This window comes from Burkholderia sp. Bp9031 (assembly GCF_003857965.1).
Lineage (GTDB): Bacteria > Pseudomonadota > Gammaproteobacteria > Burkholderiales > Burkholderiaceae > Burkholderia > Burkholderia ambifaria_A.
Map to the genome: position 1 here is coordinate 41,693 of NZ_QTPW01000017.1, position 17,727 is coordinate 59,419.

13 protein-coding genes and 1 pseudogene are annotated in these 17,727 nt (G+C 67.7%); 6 read left to right on the top strand and 8 right to left on the bottom strand.

Translation table 11 applies throughout. From position 1 onward, the window contains the following. Positions 1–5 precede the first annotated feature (5 nt). The 4 genes from secD to queA all read right to left on the bottom strand — a co-directional run bounded on the left by secD (position 6) and on the right by queA (position 5,104). The gene (gene secD / locus DIE15_RS21725; RefSeq protein WP_057926735.1) at positions 6–2,027 is read right to left on the bottom strand and encodes a protein translocase subunit SecD; all 2,022 of its coding nucleotides are present in this window, start codon (positions 2,025–2,027) and stop codon (positions 6–8) included. Between the two features lie 106 nt (positions 2,028–2,133). Continuing rightward, a complete protein-coding gene (gene yajC, locus DIE15_RS21730) occupies positions 2,134–2,457 on the bottom strand; it encodes a preprotein translocase subunit YajC (protein ID WP_006476868.1) in 324 nt (107 codons plus the stop codon). Positions 2,458–2,678: 221 nt separating this feature from the next. Then, positions 2,679–3,866: a tRNA guanosine(34) transglycosylase Tgt gene (gene tgt / locus DIE15_RS21735; RefSeq protein ID WP_057926734.1), complete on the bottom strand. Its 1,188-nt coding sequence runs from the start codon at positions 3,864–3,866 to the stop codon at positions 2,679–2,681. Between the two features lie 170 nt (positions 3,867–4,036). After that, positions 4,037–5,104, bottom strand: coding sequence for a tRNA preQ1(34) S-adenosylmethionine ribosyltransferase-isomerase QueA (gene queA, locus DIE15_RS21740; protein WP_057926733.1), 1,068 nt, complete (start codon positions 5,102–5,104; stop codon positions 4,037–4,039). A gap of 167 nt (positions 5,105–5,271) precedes the next feature. Here queA and recG point away from each other — a divergent pair, with 167 nt between their 5' ends. The 6 genes and pseudogenes from recG to ubiA all read left to right on the top strand — a co-directional run bounded on the left by recG (position 5,272) and on the right by ubiA (position 13,479). Beyond that, on the top strand, positions 5,272–7,638 hold the full coding sequence (gene recG, locus DIE15_RS21745; protein ID WP_124834309.1) for an ATP-dependent DNA helicase RecG: 2,367 nt from the start codon (positions 5,272–5,274) through the stop codon (positions 7,636–7,638). Between the two features lie 149 nt (positions 7,639–7,787). Further along, on the top strand, positions 7,788–8,747 hold the full coding sequence (locus DIE15_RS21750) for a hydrogen peroxide-inducible genes activator (RefSeq protein ID WP_057926731.1): 960 nt from the start codon (positions 7,788–7,790) through the stop codon (positions 8,745–8,747). A gap of 541 nt (positions 8,748–9,288) precedes the next feature. Next, positions 9,289–11,475: a catalase/peroxidase HPI gene (gene katG, locus DIE15_RS21755; RefSeq protein ID WP_124834310.1), complete on the top strand. Its 2,187-nt coding sequence runs from the start codon at positions 9,289–9,291 to the stop codon at positions 11,473–11,475. 104 nt (positions 11,476–11,579) lie between these two features. Then, positions 11,580–11,726, top strand: a complete 147-nt coding sequence (locus DIE15_RS37085) for a hypothetical protein (protein WP_162840560.1) — start codon at positions 11,580–11,582, stop codon at positions 11,724–11,726. A gap of 120 nt (positions 11,727–11,846) precedes the next feature. After that, a pseudogene (gene dpsA / locus DIE15_RS21760) lies at positions 11,847–12,334 on the top strand (non-specific DNA-binding protein DpsA). 281 nt (positions 12,335–12,615) lie between these two features. Beyond that, positions 12,616–13,479 (top strand): 4-hydroxybenzoate octaprenyltransferase, encoded by an 864-nt coding sequence (gene ubiA, locus DIE15_RS21765; RefSeq protein ID WP_124834311.1) that lies wholly within the window; start codon positions 12,616–12,618, stop codon positions 13,477–13,479. A gap of 98 nt (positions 13,480–13,577) precedes the next feature. Here ubiA and proC read toward each other — a convergent pair whose 3' ends face one another. The 4 genes from proC to glcE all read right to left on the bottom strand — a co-directional run bounded on the left by proC (position 13,578) and on the right by glcE (position 17,580). Then, the gene (gene proC, locus DIE15_RS21770) at positions 13,578–14,390 is read right to left on the bottom strand and encodes a pyrroline-5-carboxylate reductase (RefSeq protein ID WP_057926727.1); all 813 of its coding nucleotides are present in this window, start codon (positions 14,388–14,390) and stop codon (positions 13,578–13,580) included. A 50-nt stretch (positions 14,391–14,440) separates the two neighbouring features. Next, the gene (locus tag DIE15_RS21775; RefSeq protein ID WP_057926868.1) at positions 14,441–15,139 is read right to left on the bottom strand and encodes a YggS family pyridoxal phosphate-dependent enzyme; all 699 of its coding nucleotides are present in this window, start codon (positions 15,137–15,139) and stop codon (positions 14,441–14,443) included. A 122-nt stretch (positions 15,140–15,261) separates the two neighbouring features. Continuing rightward, entirely contained in the window at positions 15,262–16,488 is a 1,227-nt protein-coding gene (gene glcF / locus DIE15_RS21780; protein ID WP_057926726.1) for a glycolate oxidase subunit GlcF, read from the bottom strand. A gap of 3 nt (positions 16,489–16,491) precedes the next feature. Then, complete coding sequence (gene glcE, locus DIE15_RS21785; RefSeq protein ID WP_124834312.1) at positions 16,492–17,580, bottom strand: glycolate oxidase subunit GlcE; 1,089 nt, start codon at positions 17,578–17,580, stop codon at positions 16,492–16,494. Positions 17,581–17,727: the final 147 nt, after the last annotated feature.

A 17,727-nucleotide genomic window follows, 5' to 3' on the forward strand; every position in this document is an offset into this window, starting at 1 on the left:
GGGCCTTATTGGGTCGAGCCCGGTTTCTTCGGCGACACGCCTTGCTGCGCGCGGTTGCGCAGTTGCGGCTTGCCGGCGCGCGGTGCGTTGCCCTTCGCGGGTGCGGCGAGCTTCGCGGCGCGCGCGGTGTCGGTCGATTCGTCGGCCGCGGCGAACGATGCGCCGGCGGTGGCGCCTTCCGGCTTCCACACCTGGCCGATCGCGAGCGACTTCAGCTTTTTGCGGCCGCCGTACCAGAGGTTGACGATCCCGCGCGAGAAGAACACCGCGGAGAACATCGACGTCAGGATGCCGAGGCAGTGCACGATCGCGAACGCGCGAACCGGGCCCGAGCCGAACGCGAGCAGCGCGAGGCCGGCGATCAGCGTCGTGACGTTCGAGTCGAGAATCGTCGCCCACGCGTGCGCGTAGCCGGACTGGATCGCGAGCTGCGGCGGCTGGCCGGCGCGCAGTTCTTCACGCACGCGCTCGTTGATCAGCACGTTCGAGTCGATCGCCATACCGAGCGCGAGCGCGATTGCCGCGATACCCGGCAGCGTCAGCGTTGCCTGCATCAGCGACAGCACCGCGACGAGCAGCAGCAGGTTCACCGACAGGCCGATCACCGAGATCACGCCGAACAGCATGTAGTACGCGATCATGAACACGGCGATCGCGCAGAAGCCCCAGATCACCGAGTGCACGCCCATCTTGATGTTGTCCGCGCCGAGGCTCGGGCCGATCGTGCGTTCCTCGATGATGTCCATCGGGGCGGCGAGCGAACCGGCGCGCAGCAGCAGCGCGAGGTCGGCCGCGGCCTGCGGCGTCGGCTGGCCCGTGATCTGGAAGCGGTCGCCGAGTTCCGACTGGATCGTCGCGACCGTCAGCACTTCGCCCTTGCCCTTCTCGAACAGCACCATCGCCATCGGCTTGCCGATGTTCTCGCGCGACACCGCGCGCACCGAGCGGCCGCCCGCCGAGTCGAGGCGGATGTTGACCGACGGACGCTGGTGTTCGTCGAAGCCGGCCGACGCGTCGATGATGCGGTCGCCGGTGAAGATCACGTCCTTCTTCAGCAGCACGGGCGCCTGGTTGCCCTGCGTGAACAGCTCCTCGCCCGGCGGCACGGGGTCGTTCGGGTTCGGGTGCGTGTTGATCGGATCGGCGAGGCGTGCCTCGAGCGTCGCGGTGCGGCCGATGATGTCCTTCGCCTTCGCGGTGTCCTGCACGCCCGGCAGTTCGACGACGATACGGTCGCTGCCCTGCTGCTGGAGGATCGGCTCGGACACGCCGAGTTCGTTCACGCGGTTGTGGAGCGTCGTCAGGTTCTGCTTGAGCGCGGCGTCCTCGACGGCCTTCTGCACGGCCGGCGTGAACGTGCCGACGACCTGCGTGCCGCCGCCGCCGGGCTGGGTCGCCCATTGCAGTTCGGTGACCGACGCGGCGAGCACCTTGCGGGCGTCTTCGGCCGTTTGCGCATCGCTGAAGTTGACGACGACGGACTGGTCGACGCGGCTCACGCCGCCGTCGCGGATGTTCTTGTCACGCAGCAGCGTGCGCGCGTCGGACGCGTCGGAGTCGAGCTTCTTCGTGAGCGCGCCCGTCATGTCGACCTGAAGCAGGAAGTGGACACCGCCGCGCAGGTCGAGGCCGAGATACATCGGCAGTGCGTGCAGCGCGGTCAGCCAGCGCGGCGACGCGCTCTGCAGGTTCAGTGCGACGACGTACTGCGGATCGTTCGGATCGGCGTTCAGCGATTTCTGCAGCAGGTCCTTGACGCGCAGCTGCGTATCGGTGTCCTTCAGGCGCACGCGGATGTTCGCGTTGGACGCCGTGTTCTCGAAGGTGACGTCGTCTGGCTTGATCTGTGCGGACGCGAGCGCGGATTCGACCTGGGTCAGCGTGGTCGAGTCGAGCTTGACCGTGGCCTTGCCGCTCGATACCTGCACCGCCGGCGCTTCGCCGAAGAAGTTGGGCAATGTGTACAGAAAGCCGATGGCGAGCGCCACGACCATCACGACATATTTCCAGAGTGGATAACGATTCATGAGGGGGCCGAACGGGTGGTTGGCGTGAAAGCGTCGCGTCCGGCGCCGCGGCGGCCCGCTCTCTCAGGCGGGCACGGCGCGGGGAGCCGGACGCTCGGTGAAAGCCTTACAGCGACTTGATCGTGCCCTTCGGCAGAATGGTCGTGACGGCAGCCTTCTGCACGGTGATTTCGGTGCCTTCGGCGATTTCGACGCCGATGTAGCCTTCGGTGACCTTCGTCACCTTGCCGACGAGGCCGCCGCTCGTGACGACTTCGTCGCCCTTCGCCATGGCCGCGAGCATGTTGCGGTGTTCCTTCTGGCGCTTCATCTGCGGACGAATCATGATGAAGTAGAGCACCGCGAACATCAGAATGAGCGGCAGGAAGCTCATCAGGCTCGATTCGGCGCCACCGGCACCTTGCGCGAAGGCATTGGAAATGAACGGCACGTTGGTCTCTCCGTAGGGGAAGATCGAAAAATAAGCCGGTTATTCTACCACCGGCCCCATGCGCGAACGGCGCAGCAAATGCGCTTTCGGATCAAGCTGTTAAAGCATGAAACGACACCGTTGCGACTCGTTTGGAAAGGCAATTGTAATATTCGGCGGTCGTGACTGGTACCTGGAACGCGTTATTTAGTACACGTCCCATATGGTGGGCAGCCGGCCCGTCAGTCGACCCCTCTCGCGCGGTCCTCCGCGAAGCGCTGCCGGAACGCATCGAACGTATGGGTCTCGATCGCGTCGCGGATCTCGCTCATCAGTTGCAGGTAGTAGTGCAGGTTGTGGATCGTGTTCAACTGCGCGCCGAGGATTTCGCCGACGCGGTGCAGGTGATGCAGGTAGCCGCGCGAGAAGTTTTGGCACGTGTAGCAGGTGCAGCTCGCATCGAGCGGCTTCAGCGCGTTCTTGTGCGTCGCGTTGCGGATCTTCACGTCGCCGAAGCGCGTGAAGAGCCACCCGTTGCGCGCGTTGCGGGTCGGCATCACGCAGTCGAACATGTCGATGCCGTTCGCGACGCCCTCGACCAGGTCCTCCGGCGTGCCGACGCCCATCAGGTAGTGCGGCTTGTTGGCCGGCAGCTTCGGGCCGACGTGCCGCAGCACGCGCATCATGTCTTCCTTCGGCTCGCCGACCGACAGCCCGCCGATCGCGAGGCCGTGGAAGCCGAGTTCCGACAGGCCTGCGAGCGATTCGTCGCGCAGGTCCTCGAACATCCCGCCCTGGACGATCCCGAACAGGGCATTCGGGTTGCCGAGCCGGTCGAACTCGTCGAGCGAACGCTTCGCCCAGCGCAGCGACATGCGCATCGACTCGGCCGCTTCCTTGTGCGTCGTCGGCACGCCGTTGGTCGCGTACGGCGTGCATTCGTCGAACTGCATCACGATGTCGGAGTTCAGCACCTTCTGGATCTGCATCGATACTTCCGGCGACAGGAAGAGCTTGTCGCCGTTGATCGGCGACGCGAACGTCACGCCGTCCTCGGTGATCTTGCGCAGGTCGCCGAGCGAGAACACCTGGAAGCCGCCCGAGTCGGTCAGGATCGGCTTGTTCCAGCCCATGAAGCCGTGCAGGCCGCCGTGCGCGTCGATCGTGTCGAGGCCCGGACGCAGCCACAGGTGGAACGTGTTGCCGAGGATGATCTGCGCGTTGATCTCGTGCAGCTCGCGCGGCTGGATCGCCTTCACGGTGCCGTACGTGCCGACCGGCATGAAGATCGGCGTCTCGACCACGCCATGGTTGAGCTTCACGCGGCCGCGGCGTGCATGGCCGTCGGTCGTCAGCAGTTCGAATTCGAGCCCGTTGGCGGGGCGGTCCTGCACGGGCGCGTGCGTATCGTGGGATGAACCTTCGGTCATCGCGTCATTCTCCTTGCCACCGGAGAACAGTCCGGCGCATGTTGGAAACGCCGCCGGGAACCCGGCGGCGGGGGAAAGCGGATGCGCGCCATCGTAGCGCGCGCAGCGGGAAACCGGGGGCACGGCGGCCGCGCTGTGCGCGGGCCGTCGTGCCGGTCGTGTCGTGGCGCTTACACGCGCGGCGACTCCGGCGTGTCGCGCCGCGTGAGCAGCATCGCGTCGCCGTAGCTGAAGAAGCGGTAGCGTTCGTCGATTGCGTGCCGGTACGCGGCGCGGATCGTCTCGACGCCCGCGAACGCCGACACCAGCATCAGCAGCGTCGACTTCGGCAGGTGGAAGTTCGTGACGAGCCGGTCGACCACGCGAAAACGGTAGCCGGGCGTGATGAAGATGTCGGTCTCCGCCTGCGCCGCCGCGAGCGGGCGGCCCGCTTCGTCGGCGCTGCGCGCCGCGGCTTCGAGCGCGCGCATCGACGTCGTGCCGACCGCGATCACGTTGCCGCCGCGCGCGCGGGTCGCGGCGATCTTGTCGACGAGCGACTGCGGCAGGTCGTACCACTCGCTGTGCATCTTGTGCTCGGCGAGGTTCTCGACGCGCACCGGCTGGAACGTGCCGGCGCCCACGTGCAGCGTCAGCGTCGCGCGCTCGACGCCCATCGCATCGAGCTTCTCCAGCAGCGGCTGGTCGAAATGGAGCCCGGCCGTAGGCGCCGCGACCGCGCCCGGGTTGCTCGCGTAGACGGTCTGGTAGCGCGTCTCGTCGTTCGCGTCGGCGTCGTGCTCGATGTACGGCGGCAGCGGCAGGCGGCCGTGCTGCTCGATCAGCGCGAGGCACGGCTGCGGGAAGTGCAGCGTGAAGAACGGCTCGACGCGCTCGCCGACCGTCACGTCGAACGCGTCGGCGAGGCGCAGCGTCGTGCCGGCGCCCGGCGACTTGCTCGCGCGGATCTGCGCGAGCGCCGTGTGCGTGCCGGTCACGCGCTCGATCAGCACCTCGATCTTGCCGCCGCTGGCCTTCTGGCCGAAGAAACGCGCCTTCAGCACCTTGGTATCGTTGAACACGAGCAGGTCGCCGGGTGCGATGCACGACGGCAGCTCGGCGAAGCGGCGGTCGACGAGGCGCGCGGGCTCGGCGGTGCCATCGACCTCGAGCAGGCGGCTCGCGGTGCGGTCGGGCAGCGCGGTTTGCGCAATCAGCTCGGGCGGCAGATTGAAATCGAAATCGGAAAGCGTGAACATGCGGGCTGGTTCGAAACGGCCGGCGGGCGCCGCCGACAGGGCGGAAACGCATAAATGGGGCGCGCGAGCCGCTATGATGGCGGGATGCGCGGCCTGGCCGGCGTCGTTCGTTCGGACGACGTGAAAGCCGCTATTGTACTTGCCTTGCGAAGCACCCAGACGATCCGATGCCTGTGTCACCACGCCGTTCCTCCGCCGCCGTTGCCGATTCCGCCGATCCGTTCGACGCGGACGATGCCGCGTCACCCGCGCGAAGCACGGGGGAGCGCGATTCAACGGCGCGCGGCACCGCGCCGCAAAGTGCCGCGCCGCGTCGCGCGGGCCCGAAGCGCGGCACCGACGGGCGGCTCGCGCAGCCGGCCGCCGCCGCGCCCGACGTCGAACCGGGCGCGGGCAGCGACGAAGCGGGCGGGGCGGGTGCCGTGGGCGCATCCGGCGCGAAGCGCAAGAAGAAGCCGGCCGCCGACAAACCCGTGAAGACCGTCGACAAACTCGCGAAGCTCGGCCTCACGCGCTCGATCGATCTCGTGCTGCATCTGCCGATGCGCTACGAGGACGAAACCACGCTTACGCCGATCGGCGAGCTGCTGCCGGGCGGCATCGCGCAGACCGAAGGCGTCGTGTTCGACAACGAGGTCGCGTACCGGCCGCGGCGCCAGCTCGTCGTGAAGATCCAGGACGACGACGGCGAGCAGCTCGTGCTGCGCTTCCTGAATTTCTACGGCTCGCAGGTCAAGCAGATGGCCGTCGGCCAGCGGCTGCGCGTGCGCGGCGACGTGCGCGGAGGCTTCTTCGGGATGGAGATGGTGCATCCGGCCGTGCGCGTCGTCGAGGCCGATGCGCCGTTGCCGCAGGTGCTCACGCCCGTCTATCCGAGCACGGCCGGCGTGTCGCAGGCGTATCTGCGCAAGGCGATCGAGAACGCGGTCGAGCGCACGCCGCTGCCCGAGCTGCTGCCGCCCGAGATCGAGCGCGACTACCTGAAGCCGCTCGGCGTGCCGACGCTCGCGCAGGCCGTGCGCATCCTGCACCACCCGGGCGTCGATTCCGACGAAGCCGCGCTGATGGACGGCTCGCATCCGGCGTGGACGCGCATCAAGTTCGAGGAACTGCTCGCGCAGCAGCTGTCGCTCAAGCGCGCGCACGAGGAGCGCCGCACGCGCGCGGCGCCCGCGATGCCGCGCCGCACCGCGGCCGATGCCGATGCGCTGACGACCCGTCTCTACGCGGCGCTGCCGTTCACGCTGACCGGCGCGCAGTCGCGTGTCGTCGACGAGATCGCGCGTGACCTCACGCTCGCGCACCCGATGCAGCGGCTGCTGCAGGGCGACGTCGGCAGCGGCAAGACCGTCGTCGCGGCGCTGGCCGCGACGCAGGCGATCGACGCCGGCTACCAGGCCGCGCTGATGGCGCCGACCGAAATCCTCGCGGAACAGCACGCGCGCAAGCTGCGCGCATGGCTCGAGCCGCTCGGCGTGTCGGTCGCATGGCTCGCGGGCAGCCTGAAGGCGAAGGAGAAGCGCGCGGCGATCGAGGCCGCGGCGCTCGGCACCGCGCAGCTCGTGATCGGCACGCACGCGATCATCCAGGACACCGTCGAGTTCGCGCGGCTCGGCCTCGTGATCGTCGACGAGCAGCATCGCTTCGGCGTCGAGCAGCGTCTCGCGTTGCGCGCGAAGGCCGCGAACGCGGCCAACGGCGCGCGCGATTTCCAGCCGCACCAGCTGATGATGTCGGCCACGCCGATTCCGCGCACGCTCGCGATGACGTACTACGCGGATCTCGAAGTCTCGACGATCGACGAACTGCCGCCGGGCCGCACGCCGGTGCTGACGCGCCTCGTCGGCGACGCGCGGCGCGAGGAGGTGATCGCCCGCGTGCGCGAGGCCGCGCTGACCGGGCGCCAGGTGTACTGGGTGTGCCCGCTGATCGAGGAAAGCGAGACGCTGCAGCTGCAGACGGCCGTCGAAACCTACGAGACGCTGGCCGAGGCGCTCCCCGAACTGAAGGTGGGGCTCGTGCACGGCCGGCTGTCGCCGGCCGACAAGGCGGCCGTGATGGAAGCGTTCACGCGCAACGACGTGCAGCTGCTCGTCGCGACGACCGTGATCGAGGTCGGTGTCGACGTGCCGAACGCGTCGCTGATGGTGATCGAGCACGCGGAGCGCTTCGGCCTCGCGCAGTTGCACCAGCTGCGCGGGCGTGTCGGGCGCGGCACCGCGGCGTCGGTGTGCGTGCTGCTGTATACGGGTCCGCTGTCGCTCACCGGCCGCGAGCGGCTGAAGACGATGCGCGAGACGACCGATGGCTTCGAGATCGCGCGACGCGACCTCGAGATTCGCGGCCCAGGCGAATTCCTCGGCGCGCGCCAGTCCGGCGCGGCGATGCTGCGCTTCGCGAGCCTCGAGACCGACGGCTGGCTGATCGACCCGGCCCGCGACGCCGCGGCGCGGCTGATCGCCGCGTATCCCGACGTGGTCACGCAGCATCTCGCCCGCTGGCTCGGCGCGCGGGAGCAGTATCTGAAGGCGTGATCGAAGACCTGGCCGGCGCATTCGGGGACGGATTCAAAACCGCCATTCGGCGCGTAATCGGCGCATTGCGATGCTGAGAAACTTGGCGAACCGGTGCCAGTGGGTGTATAAATTAAACCTATCGCCTGTATATCCCTGATTGACCCACAATGACCCTGACTGAACTGAAATACATCGTCGCGGTCGCGCGCGAGCGGCATTTCGGTCGCGCGGCCGAAGCATGCTTCGTGAGCCAGCCGACGCTATCGGTGGCGATCAAGAAGCTGGAAGACGAGCTCAACGTGCAGATCTTCGAGCGCGGCGCGAGCGAAGTGAGCGTGACGCCGATCGGCGACCAGATCGTCACGCAGGCGCAGCGCGTGCTCGAGCAGACCTTCGCGATCAAGGAGATCGCGAAGCAGGGCAAGGACCCGCTCGTCGGCCCGTTCCGTCTCGGCGTGATCTACACGATCGGGCCGTACCTGCTGCCGACGCTCGTCAAGCAGATGATCCAGCGCGTGCCGCAGATGCCGCTGATGCTGCAGGAGAACTACACACTGAAGCTGCTCGAACTGCTGAAGCAGGGCGAGATCGACGCCGCGATCATGGCGCTGCCATTCCCCGAAACCGGCCTGATGGTGCGGCCGCTGTACGACGAGCCGTTCGTCGTCGCGCTGCCGGCAGGACATCCGTGGGAAAAGCGCGCCGAGATCGACGCCGAGGACCTGAAGCAGGAAACCATGCTGCTGCTCGGCAACGGCCACTGCTTCCGCGACCACGTGCTGGGCGTGTGCCCGGAACTGATGCGCTTCTCGCAGACGGCCGACGGCATCCAGAAGACCTTCGAGGGCTCGTCGCTCGAGACGATTCGCCACATGGTCGCGAGTGGCGTCGGCATCACGGTGCTGCCGCGGATGTCGGTCGCCGAGGTCGGCCCGCGCGCGAACGGCCCCGACGCCGAGCTGCTGTCGTACGTGCCCTTCAACGAACCGGTGCCGGATCGCCGCGTCGTGCTGGTGTGGCGCAAGAGCTTCACGCGGATGCCCGCGATCGACGCGATCAGCGAGGCGATCGCCGCGTGCGACCTGCCGGGCGTCGCGAAGCTCGACATGCCGGCGACGATGAACTGACCACAACTGCTGCATGCATGCGTGACAGCGCGATGAACGGGGTCTTGCGGCCCCGTTTATTTTTTCCTATTGCATAGATTAAATTTATCAAATTCAATAATTTGATAGATGTAAATAGAATGCGCTACATGGATCGGCGTCGGATCGAAAGCCCGATTCGCACGCTGAATGCAAGCGTCAAAGGAGGATGTCATGATGCGGTCGGTATTGCAGCACGCGCAGCGGAACATCCCGTCGCGCAACGAGGTCGTAAATCGTGCCAAGGCGGCGGCCCGCAGCTTGCGCCCGATTGCGTTCGCGTACCTGGCGGACCGTGTGTACGGCGGATGAGTGCCGTCGCACGCCGGTCAGTGTTCCCCGATGTGCCCGCCGTTCAGCCATCAGGGAGCATGGCATGTCCGAAGTCCCGAAAGCCGCATCGAAAGCCGCGCCTGACACCCCGTAGCACGACAGAACACCCTGTTGCGTTTCACCCCCCCGCAGTGCTCCACGAACCGCGCCCGGCAAGTGGGGGCCTACGAGCAAGTAAAGGAGAAAAAGCATGTCGACCGAATCGAAATGTCCGTTCAACCACACGGCGGCCGGCGGCACGTCGAACAAGGACTGGTGGCCGAACCAGCTGAACCTCAACATCCTCCACCGGCACTCGGCGTTGTCCGATCCGATGGACAAGGATTTCGACTACGCGCAAGCATTCGGAAAGCTGGACCTCGCGGCGCTCAAGCGCGACCTGCAGGCGCTGATGACGACGTCGCAGGACTGGTGGCCGGCCGACTTCGGCCACTACGGCGGCCTGTTCATCCGGATGGCCTGGCATAGCGCCGGTACGTACCGGACCGCCGACGGCCGCGGCGGCGCGGGCGGCGGGCAGCAGCGCTTCGCGCCGCTGAACAGCTGGCCGGACAACGCGAACCTCGACAAGGCGCGCCGGCTGCTGTGGCCGATCAAGCAGAAGTACGGCCGCAACATCTCGTGGGCCGACCTGCTGATCCTGACCGGCAACGTCGCGCTCGAATCGATGGGCTTCAAGACCTTCGGTTACGCGGGCGGCCGTGTCGACACGTGGGAACCGGACGACGTCTACTGGGGTTCGGAAAAGATCTGGCTGGAACTGAGCGGCGGCCCGAACAGCCGTTACTCGGGCGACCGTGATCTCGAGAACCCGCTCGCGGCCGTGCAGATGGGCCTCATCTACGTGAACCCGGAAGGCCCGGACGGCAACCCCGACCCGGTCGCGGCGGCGCGTGACATCCGCGAGACGTTCGCGCGGATGGCGATGAACGACGAAGAGACGGTCGCGCTGATCGCCGGCGGCCACACGTTCGGCAAGACGCACGGCGCGGGCCCCGCATCGGACGTCGGTGCGGAGCCGGAAGCGGCGAGCATCGAGCAGCAGGGTCTCGGCTGGAAGAGCGCGTACGCGTCGGGCAAGGGCCACGATGCGATCACGAGCGGCCTCGAAGTCACGTGGACGTCGACGCCGACGAAATGGAGCAATGACTTCTTCAAGCACCTGTTCAGCTACGAATGGGAACTGACGAAGAGCCCGGCCGGTGCGCACCAGTGGGTCGCGAAGGGCGCCGACGAAGTGATTCCCGACGCGTTCGACGCGTCGAAGAAGCATCGTCCGACGATGCTGACGACCGACCTGTCGCTGCGTTTCGATCCGGCCTACGAGAAGATCTCGCGCCGCTTCTACGAGAACCCGGCCGAGTTCGCCGACGCGTTCGCGCGCGCCTGGTTCAAGCTCACGCACCGCGACATGGGTCCGCGTTCGCGCTATCTCGGCCCGGATGTGCCGGCCGAGGCACTGCTGTGGCAGGACCCGATCCCGGCCGTCGACCACACGCTGATCGATGACGCGGACGTCGCGGCGCTGAAGGCGAAGGTGCTTGCGTCGGGCCTGTCGGTCGCGCAGCTCGTGTCGACCGCATGGGCGTCGGCCTCGACGTTCCGCGGTTCGGACAAGCGCGGCGGCGCGAACGGTGCGCGCATCCGCCTGGCACCGCAGAAGGACTGGGAAGTGAACCAGCCGGCGGCGCTCGCGAAGGTGCTCGAGACGCTCGAAGGCGTGCAGAAGGCGTTCAACGATGCGCAGACGGGCGGCAAGAAGGTGTCGCTCGCCGACCTGATCGTGCTGGCGGGTGCAGCCGGCGTCGAGCAGGCCGCGAAGAGCGCGGGTGTCGCGGTAACGGTGCCGTTCGCGCCGGGCCGGATGGACGCGTCGCAGGAGCAGACCGATGTCGAGGCGATGGCCGTGCTCGAGCCGGTTGCGGACGGTTTCCGCAACTACCTGAAGGGCGCGTACAAGACGCCGGCCGAGGCACTGCTGGTCGACAAGGCCCAGCTGCTGACGCTGAGCGGGCCGGAGCTGACGGTGCTGGTCGGCGGCCTGCGTGTGCTCGGCGCGAACGTCGGCGATACGAAGCACGGCGTGTTCACCGATCGTCCGGGCACGCTGACCAACGACTTCTTCGTGAACCTGCTCGACATGGGCACGGAGTGGAAGCCGGTGTCGGCCGCCAACGACGTGTTCGAAGGGCGCGATCGTGCGACGGGCCAGGTCAAGTGGACCGGCACGCGCGTCGACCTGATCTTCGGTTCGCACTCGCAGCTGCGTGCGCTGGCCGAGGTGTACGGCAGCGCGGATGCGAACGAGAAGTTCGTGCGCGATTTCGTCGCGGCCTGGAACAAGGTGATGAACCTCGACCGCTTCGACCTCGCGTGAACGTCGTGACGCGCTAGCGCGGTCGCGTTGCAACGTGAAACGGCCGGTCGCCCGACCGGCCGTTTTTTCTTCCGGTTCAAGGTCTTGTCGAAGGAGTGACGACCATGACGCACATGATGCTGAACATGCGCGCGCCGGCCGAGTGGGCGCGGCGCATCGTCGGTTTCGCGATCGTCATCGGCGGTGCGGCCGAGCTGGCCGCGCAGGCGCTGCACGCGCTCGCGCCGATCGTCTCGCGTGCCGGCGGTTGAGCGCGGCGATTCGCTCGCCGCGCCAGACCGGCAAGTCGCGAACGGATGCCGCACGACGCGGCATGCGGATTGCTCGACGCATTTTCGCCGGTTCAACATTTCGAATGAGGAGTCCCGAAGATGGCCAGGAAAGGCAACGCCACGCAGATCAACATCGGCATCAGCGACAAGGACCGCAGGAAAATCGCGGACGGCCTGTCGCGCCTGCTTGCCGATACGTTTCGCTGTACCTGAAGACCCACAACTTCCACTGGAACGTCACGGGTCCGATGTTCAACACGCTGCACCTGATGTTCGAGGAGCAGTACAACGAACTGTGGCTCGCGGTCGACTTGGTCGCCGAGCGCATTCGCACGCTCGGCGTTGTCGCGCCGGGCACGTTCGCGGATTTCGCGAAGCTGTCGTCGGTGCCTGAGGCGAACGGCGTGCCGGCGGCCGAAGAGATGATCCGGCAGCTCGTCGAAGGGCACGAGACCGTCGTGCGCACCGCGCGCGAGATCTTCCCCATCGCCGACGCGGCGAGCGACGAGCCGACCGCCGACCTGCTGACGCAGCGCCTGCAGACGCATGAAAAGACCGCGTGGATGCTGCGGTCGCTGCTCGCGTAAATCCGGTGAGGCCGGTCGCATGCGCTGTGGCCGGCATGAGCGGGTGTCCCGACTACAAACCGGAGTCTGGGGTGTCCGCATCGGGATCGAATGCCGGCGAGGGCCGGGTACGCACCTGCCATGCATCTGTCCCTTCATTGACGCGCGGGACCGCCCGGCCGCTTGCAGCGGGCCCGGGCGGCCGCCGCGCGTGCCGCGGCACCCGATCGAGGGCCGCTCCGACATGACGCGGACCGCCGCTCGGCTCTAAAATGCCGGGATTATCTTCCCGGTGCTTCGCCATGCTTGCCCGCTTTCCCCTGTATCTGCGGCTCGTCCGGATGGACAAGCCGATCGGCAGCCTGCTGCTGCTCTGGCCGACGCTCAACGCACTGTGGATCGCGTCGGACGGCCATCCGCGCTGGCCGCTGCTCGTGATCTTCGCGCTCGGCACGCTGCTGATGCGCTCGGCCGGGTGCGCGATGAACGACTATGCCGACCGCGATTTCGACCGTCACGTGAAGCGCACGGCCGACCGGCCGCTGACGTCAGGCAAGATCCGCGCATGGGAAGCCGTCGCGATCGCGGTGGTGCTGGCCTTCATCTCGTTCCTGCTGATCCTGCCGCTCAATACGCTGACGAAAGAGCTGTCGGTCGTCGCGCTGTTCGTCGCCGGCTCGTATCCGTTCATGAAGCGTTTCTTCGCGATTCCGCAAGCGTATCTCGGCATTGCGTTCGGCTTCGGCATCCCGATGGCATTCGCGGCCGTGCAGGACACAGTGCCGGCGATCGCATGGGTGATGCTGGTCGCGAACATCTTCTGGTCGGTCGCGTACGACACCGAATACGCGATGGTCGACCGCGACGACGACATCAAGATCGGCATTCGCACGTCCGCGCTGACGTTCGGCCGCTTCGACGTCGCGGCCGTGATGGCGTGCTATGCGGTGACGCTCGGGATCTACGTGTGGATCGGCGTGACGCTCGGCTTCGGTCTCGCATACTGGGCCGGCTGGGCCGCGGCGGTCGGCTGCGCGTTGTATCACTACACGCTGATCAAGGGCCGCGAGCGGATGCCGTGCTTCGCGGCGTTCCGGCACAACAACTGGCTCGGCGGTGTACTGTTCGCGGGCATTGCGATGCATTACCTGCTGGCCGGCAACTGAACGAAATGGCGCACCCGGTGCGCGATGCCAACAAAAAAGCGGCCGGGCGGCCGCTTTTTTTACGTCGAGTGCCGGAGCAACCGGCACCGCTGTCGCGCTTACGCGCGGCCGAGCTCGTCGCCCATTTCCTTCGCGCGTGCCTCGGCGGCGAGCGCGCCGCGCACGATCGCTTCCTTCACGCCCTGCGCGTCGAACGACGCGAGCGCAGCGGCCGTCGTGCCGCCTTTCGACGTCACGCGCTCGCGCAGCACGCTCGCCGGTTCGCCCGATTGCGCGGCGAGTTGCGCGGCGCCCGTGAACGTTGCGACCGCGAGTGCGCGGCCCTGTTCGTCGTTCATGCCGAGCTGGCGCGCGGCTTCCTGCAGCGCTTCGATGAAATAGAACACGTACGCGGGGCCGCTGCCCGAAATGGCCGTGACGGCGTCGAGCTTCGACTCGTCGTCGAACCATACGATTTCGCCGACCGCACCCAGCACGTTCGACGCGAGTTCGCGACCGGCCGCATCCACGCCCGGCAGCGCGGCGAGGCCCGTCACGCCCATGCCGACCAGCGCGGGCGTGTTCGGCATCGTGCGCACGATGCGCGCGTAGCCGCCGAGCCAGCGCGCGAGATCGGTGCCGCGGATGCCGGCCGCGATGCTGATCACGAGCTGCGACTTCAGGTGCGGCGCGAGCGCCTGCGCGACGTCCTTCAGTACCTGCGGTTTCACCGCGAGCACGATCGCGTCGTAGCCGGCGAGCGTCGCGTCGATGGCCGCGCCGGTGCGCACGCCGAATTGCTGCGCGGCGCGCGTGCGTACCTCTTCGTTGACGTCGATGGCATACAGGCCGTCAGCGGCGACGCCGCGCTTGATCAGGCCGCCGATCAGGGCCGCGGCCATGTTGCCGCCGCCGATGAATGCGATTTTCATGATGTCGGATTGAGCGAGTGAGTGAACGGAAAGACGAAAAAGGGCGGCGCTCAGTGCGAATAGTCGCGTGCGCCGAAGATCGCGGTGCCGACGCGCACGATCGTCGCGCCTTCGAGCACCGCGGCCTCGAGATCGGCGGACATGCCCATCGACAACGTATCGAGCGGCAGGCCGTCGGCACGCAGCGTATCGAACAGCGCACGCAGCGCACGATGCGGCGCACGTTGCGCGTCGATATCGCCGGCCGGTTCGGGAATCGCCATCAGGCCGCGCAGCCGCAGTGTCGGCAGCGCGGCGACCGCGCGCGCGACTTCGGCCACGTCGGCCGGCGCGACGCCGCTCTTCGACGCCTCGCCGCTGATGTTCACCTGCACGCACACGTTCAGCGGCGGCAGGTGGGCGGGGCGCTGTTCGGCGAGGCGCTGTGCGATCTTCAGCCGGTCGACCGAATGGACCCAGTCGAAGCGTTCTGCGACCGGGCGCGTCTTGTTCGATTGCAGCGGCCCGATGAAATGCCATTCGAGCCCGGCGCGGAGATCCGCGAGCGCGTCGATCTTGTCGATCGATTCCTGCACGTAGTTTTCGCCGAACGCGCGTTGTCCGGCCGCATGCGCGGCGCGCACGTCGTCGGCAGGAAACGTCTTCGACACGGCGAGCAGCGAGACGGTGGCGGGATCGCGGCCGGCCGCGCGGGCGGCGTCGGCGATGCGGCGGTGAACGGAGTCGAGACGGGCGGCGAAATCGGACATGACGGGCACGGAAGCAGGCGCGGGAAGCGAGTACGGCAGCGGATGCGGCACGGCACGCACCGCATCGATTCGCCCATTATACGGACGGGATGCCGTGCGCGACCGGCCGGACCGGCGCCGTACTAGCCGTACAGCAGATGCTCGACGAGCTGGATCCAGTGCGCGACCGGGATCTGCGTGCCGCTTTGCAGATGCGCGATGCAGCCCACGTTGCCGGACACGATCATCTGCGGCTCGAGTGCCTGCAGCTTCAGCAGCTTCTGCTTGCGCAGCCGGTACGACAGCGACGGTTGCGTGAGCGAATAGGTGCCGGCCGACCCGCAGCACAGATGGCTGTCGGCCGGCAGCCGCACGTCGATGCCGAGCGTCTCGAGCAGGCGCTCGACCTTGCCGCGCGACTGCTGGCCGTGCTGCAGCGTGCACGGCGGGTGGTACGCGACGGTATGGATCGCGCGGCGCCGCGCGAGCGTCGCGAGCTCGGCCTCGAACGCGAGCAATACGTCGGAGATGTCGCGCGTCAGCGCGACGACGCGCCGCGCCTTCTCCGCATAGGCCGGATCGTCGCGCAGCAGGTGCGCATATTCGAGCACCGTCGCACCGCAGCCCGACGCGTTCATCACGATCGCCTCGACGCCTTGCTCGACATGCGGCCACCATGCGTCGATGTTGCGGCGCGCGTCGTCGAGCGCTTCGTCATGGTAGTTCAGGTGCAGGCGGATCGCGCCGCAGCAGCCTGCGTCGGGTGCGACGATCGTCTCGACGCCGAGCGCGTCGAGCACGCGCGCGGTCGCGATGTTGATGTTCGGCAGCATCGACGGCTGCACGCAGCCGCCGAGCATCAGCATCTTGCGCCGATGCGTGCGCTGCGGCCATTCGAGCAGCCGCGTGCGCGGCGGCACCTTGTCGCGCAGCCGTTTCGGCAAGAGCGGCCGCACGTGCTGGCCGAGCCGCATCAACGGTGAGAACAGCGCCGCATTCGGCACGAGGCTCGCGAGCACGCGGCGCACGAGGCGCTGCTGGATGGGGCGCTGCACCTGTGCCTCGACGTGCTTGCGGCCGATCTCGACGAGCCGGCCGTACTGGACACCCGACGGGCAGGTCGTCTCGCAGCTGCGGCACGTGAGGCAGCGGTCGAGGTGCTGCTGCGTGCTGCGCGTGACGGGCGCGCCTTCGACCATCTGCTTGATCAGGTAGATGCGCCCACGCGGGCCGTCGAGTTCGTCGCCGAGCAGCTGGTAGGTCGGGCACGTCGCGGTGCAGAAGCCGCAATGCACGCACTTGCGCAGGATCGCGTCGGCCTCGTCGCCGTCGGGCGTGTTGCGGATGAAATCGGCGAGGTTCGTTTGCATCGCTCAGAGATCCGGATAGAGCCGGCCGCGGTTGAAGACGCGTGCGGGATCGAATGCGGCCTTCAGCCCGCGGTGAATCTTCATCAGCGGCGCGGGCAGCGGCGTGAACACGCCCGCGCTGCGGTCGTAGGACTCGCCCGCGCGGAACAGCGTCGCATGGCCGCCGGCCTGCTTCGCGCTCATGCGCACCGTCTGCGCGTCGGCGTCGCTGATCCACCAGCGCTGTGCGCCGCCCCATTCCATCAGCTGGGTACCGGGCAGGTGCATCGGTTCGGTGATCGACGGTAGCGACAGGCGCCACAGCGCATAGCCGGGCGGGATGCCGTTGAAGAACGGGTCGGTGTGTTCGCGCAGGCCGGCCCAGAAGCGCTCGGCCTCGACCGCGTCGACGACTTCGCCGCCAAGCAGCGTCTTCGCCGATTTCACGGCGGCCTCGGCGCCGGACAGCCGCAGCACCAGCGTGCCGTTGCGCCACCCGCTCGCGCTGACGGGCAGCGGATGGCCGCCCCATTCGTTGAGCTTGCGCACCGCGTCGGTCGCGGTCATCTCGAACTTCAGCGTGACTTCCGCGACCGGCACCGGCAGCACCTTGATCGACAGGTCGAGCATCAGCCCGAGCGTGCCGAGCGAGCCGGCCATCAGCCGCGACACGTCGTAGCCGGCGACGTTCTTCACGACCTGGCCGCCGAAGCGCAGCAGCTCGCCGCGCCCGTTCATCAGCGTGACGCCCAGCACGAAATCGCGCGGGGCGCCGCAGGTCGCGCGGCGCGGGCCCGCGAGGCCGGCCGCGATGCAGCCGCCGACGGTGGCCGAGCGGCCGAAGTGCGGCGGCTCGAACGGCAGCATCTGACCGCACTCGGCGAGGACGGTTTCAAGCTGCGCGAGCGGCGTGCCCGCGCGGACCGTGACGACGAGTTCGGCCGGGTCGTACGACACGATGCCCTGATACGCACGCGTGTCGAGTATTTCGCCGTCCAGCGCCTGGCCGTACCAGTCCTTGGTGCCGCCGCCGCGAATCCGCAGCGGCCGGCCGTCGGCACTGGCGGCGCGGATGCGCTCGGCCCATCCGGCGACGATGTCGTCCTCTTCCATGTTCTGTTGCTGCCTCGTCTTGTTGTCCGGTCGATTGTACCGGGGTGGCGCGAATCCACATCGCGACTATCCCTAAGCCCCGTATAACGAAGCATGCAGGCGCCGCCGCGCGCACGGCAGGCGCGGGCAGGGCGGTGCGGCGCGGCT

Coding starts and splice junctions, on each gene's coding strand:
- secD (WP_057926735.1), bottom strand. CDS start 2,027: ATGAATCGTTATCCACTCTGGAAATATGTCGTGATGGTCGTGGCGCTC.
- tgt (WP_057926734.1), bottom strand. CDS start 3,866: ATGACCGAAGGTTCATCCCACGATACGCACGCGCCCGTGCAGGACCGC.
- queA (WP_057926733.1), bottom strand. CDS start 5,104: ATGTTCACGCTTTCCGATTTCGATTTCAATCTGCCGCCCGAGCTGATT.
- recG (WP_124834309.1), top strand. CDS start 5,272: ATGCCTGTGTCACCACGCCGTTCCTCCGCCGCCGTTGCCGATTCCGCC.
- DIE15_RS21750 (WP_057926731.1), top strand. CDS start 7,788: ATGACCCTGACTGAACTGAAATACATCGTCGCGGTCGCGCGCGAGCGG.
- katG (WP_124834310.1), top strand. CDS start 9,289: ATGTCGACCGAATCGAAATGTCCGTTCAACCACACGGCGGCCGGCGGC.
- DIE15_RS37085 (WP_162840560.1), top strand. CDS start 11,580: ATGACGCACATGATGCTGAACATGCGCGCGCCGGCCGAGTGGGCGCGG.
- ubiA (WP_124834311.1), top strand. CDS start 12,616: ATGCTTGCCCGCTTTCCCCTGTATCTGCGGCTCGTCCGGATGGACAAG.
- proC (WP_057926727.1), bottom strand. CDS start 14,390: ATGAAAATCGCATTCATCGGCGGCGGCAACATGGCCGCGGCCCTGATC.
- DIE15_RS21775 (WP_057926868.1), bottom strand. CDS start 15,139: ATGTCCGATTTCGCCGCCCGTCTCGACTCCGTTCACCGCCGCATCGCC.
- glcF (WP_057926726.1), bottom strand. CDS start 16,488: ATGCAAACGAACCTCGCCGATTTCATCCGCAACACGCCCGACGGCGAC.
- glcE (WP_124834312.1), bottom strand. CDS start 17,580: ATGGAAGAGGACGACATCGTCGCCGGATGGGCCGAGCGCATCCGCGCC.